Annotated in this window: 3 protein-coding genes; 2 read left to right on the forward strand and 1 reads right to left on the reverse strand. The window is 69.3% G+C overall.

Annotated elements, in window-relative coordinates:
- Nucleotides 1-655 (reverse strand): ATP-binding protein (locus ACVNF4_RS35000; RefSeq protein ID WP_461806882.1); only part of this gene is annotated, 655 nt, incomplete at its 3' end.
- Nucleotides 656-941: 286 nt separating this feature from the next.
- On the opposite strand from ACVNF4_RS35000, the gene ACVNF4_RS35005 reads away from it, so the two are divergent.
- Both ACVNF4_RS35005 and ACVNF4_RS35010 read left to right on the forward strand, forming a co-directional pair.
- The gene (locus ACVNF4_RS35005; protein ID WP_461806883.1) at nucleotides 942-1,802 is read left to right on the forward strand and encodes a helix-turn-helix domain-containing protein; all 861 of its coding nucleotides are present in this window, start codon (nucleotides 942-944) and stop codon (nucleotides 1,800-1,802) included.
- Nucleotides 1,803-2,063, forward strand: coding sequence for a DUF397 domain-containing protein (locus ACVNF4_RS35010; RefSeq protein WP_461806884.1), 261 nt, complete (start codon nucleotides 1,803-1,805; stop codon nucleotides 2,061-2,063).
- Nucleotides 2,064-2,336 lie beyond the last annotated feature (273 nt).

Consider the following 2,336-nt stretch of genomic DNA (forward strand, 5'->3'; position numbering starts at 1 on the left):
GCGCTGCCACGTGCTCGTCGGCGCTCCGGGGCGCGTTGCCCTGCGTCGCCCGGCCGGGCTGCTCCTCGCGGGGTCCTGTCCCGTCGTCAGGCTCGGGCTTCGGCCTGGCACCCCAGCCGAGGTCCCCACGCGGCTCGGAGCCGTCCCGGGGGAGCTCCGCCCACACCAGGAGGCCGGAGCCGTGCTCCTGGGCGCCCCAGGCGCGGCACAGGGCGTCGACGAGCAGCAGACCGCGGCCGTGCTCCTCCTCAGGGAGCTGCGGCGACGGGCGGGCTTCACCCGGCGCACACCCTTCGTCACGCACTGCTATGCGCAGAACGTCCTGGTCGTCGTGCAGCTCGCACACGACGACCCCGCCGGCGGTGTGCACGATGGCGTTCGTGACCAGCTCGGATATGACCAGGGCGGCCGAGTCGCAGGTGTCCTCGCACACCGACCAGCCGGTCAGCCGGGCCCGCACCAGGCGTCTCGCCTGAGCCGGGGAACCCGGGTGTGCGGCCAGCTCGAACCGGAACCGGCGCTCGGCGGAGGTCCGCTCAGGACCTGCTCCCGGCGCGGCACCGAGACCGGAGGGGCGGCCTGCGGTGGCGTCTGTTCCTAAAGGCGCGGACGGAATCACGCTTGCCACTATCGCCCCGCCGTGAACACTTGGCAAGTGTCACTCTGAAAATTGCAGAGTGCTGTGTGACGCGGTGGGACGCCGTGGCACACTGCTCGCAACAGCACGTAGAGCGGCGCCAATTGGGACCACCGGAGAATCGTCGCGCCCCACCCGCGTACGTCGACGTACGCGCGCGTGGCCGTCGCAGCGGACTCCGCAGGTCTTCGAACGGCGCCGCAGGGCTGTCGGGATTCTTTTCCGCCGACAGTTCGCGCGGGGCCTTCGTGCGGGTCGGGAGAACAGTCAGGGAAACGTTCGTGGAGCTTCGTGGAGGTGGAGCGTGAGCGAGCCGCGGTCCGCGCCGACCGTGGGACAGGTCGTCCTCGGCCGGCGTCTGCTGGACCTGAGGGAACGCGCCGGGCTCAAACGCGAGGAGGCCGCCAAGGTCTTGCGCGTCGCGCCCGCCACGATCCGCCGGATGGAGAACGCCGAGGTCGCGTTCAAGATCCCGTACGTTCAGCTGCTGCTGAAGGCGTACGGCATCACCGACGACGAGGCCGACGGCTTCGTGCGCCTCGCCGAGGACGCCAACAAGCCGGGCTGGTGGCAGCGTTACCACGACGTCCTGCCCGGCTGGTTCTCCATGCACGTCAGCCTGGAGGGCGCGGCGTCCCTGATCCGCCAGTACGAGCCGCACTTCGTCCCCGGACTGCTCCAGACCGAGGGCTACGCGCGCGGGGTGCTCGCCTCGGGCGCGATCGCCCGGACGCGGCCGGAAGACATCGACCGGCTCGTCGCCCTGCGCATGGCCCGCCAGGAACTGCTCACTCGTCCGGACGCACCCCGTATGTGGGTGGTCATGGACGAGACGGTGCTGCGCCGCCCGGTCGGCGGTCCGGAGGTGATGCGTGAGCAGATCGACAGACTGCTGGAGGCCGCGGCGCTGCCCAATGTGGTGCTCCAGGTCGCCCCGTTCGCCAACGGGCCGCATCCGGGCACGTACGGGCCCTTCGTGCTGTTCCGATTCGCCATGCCGGAGCTTCCGGACATGGTCTACAGCGAGTACCTGACCGGCGCGGTCTACCTCGACGCGCGTGAGGAGGTGGCGACACACCTTGAGGTCATGGACCGCATGGCGGCGCAGGCCGCTACGGCACATCGCACGAAGGAGATCCTCGGGGATCTCCGCAAGGAGCTGTAAATGAATCGCATCTCGTCCTCTCCCGCCTCGCGCATCTACAACGGCATGCCCGCGCGGGAACTGGGCAGCGAGGGCTGGCACAAGCCGTGGAGCGGCGGGAACGGGGGGAACTGCCTGGAGGCGATGAAGCTGGAGGACGGCAGGATCGCGCTGCGTCAGTCCACCGACCCGGACGGTCCGGCGTTGATCTACACCCCGGCCGAGATGACGGCGTTCATCGAGGGAGCGAAGGCGGGTGAAGCTGACTTCCTGCTCTCCTGAACGCCTTGTTCGAGGGTCGGAACATGTTCGGTGTCTTCCTTTTTATTGGCCTTTCGCACCTCTCTCATCTTGACCGTCTGACTCGAATTGATCAGTTATGACCGTGACGAACCCCCATTAGGCAGGTGAACCAGAAGTACGGCGCACAAGGCCCGCAGTGCCGCCTCGTACGCGTGCTCGGCGGGGGTGGCGTACCCGACGACGAGACCGTCGCCGTGCGCCCCCTCGGCCGCCGGGTGCCGGAACGCGGCGAGACCGTCCAGCGCGACCCCG

It is taken from the genome of Streptomyces sp. S6 (genome assembly GCF_054880855.1).

What these genes read in the sequence shown, in the direction of transcription:
- ACVNF4_RS35010 (WP_461806884.1), top strand. Translation starts at nt 1,803, where the DNA reads ATGAATCGCATCTCGTCCTCTCCCGCCTCGCGCATCTACAACGGCATG.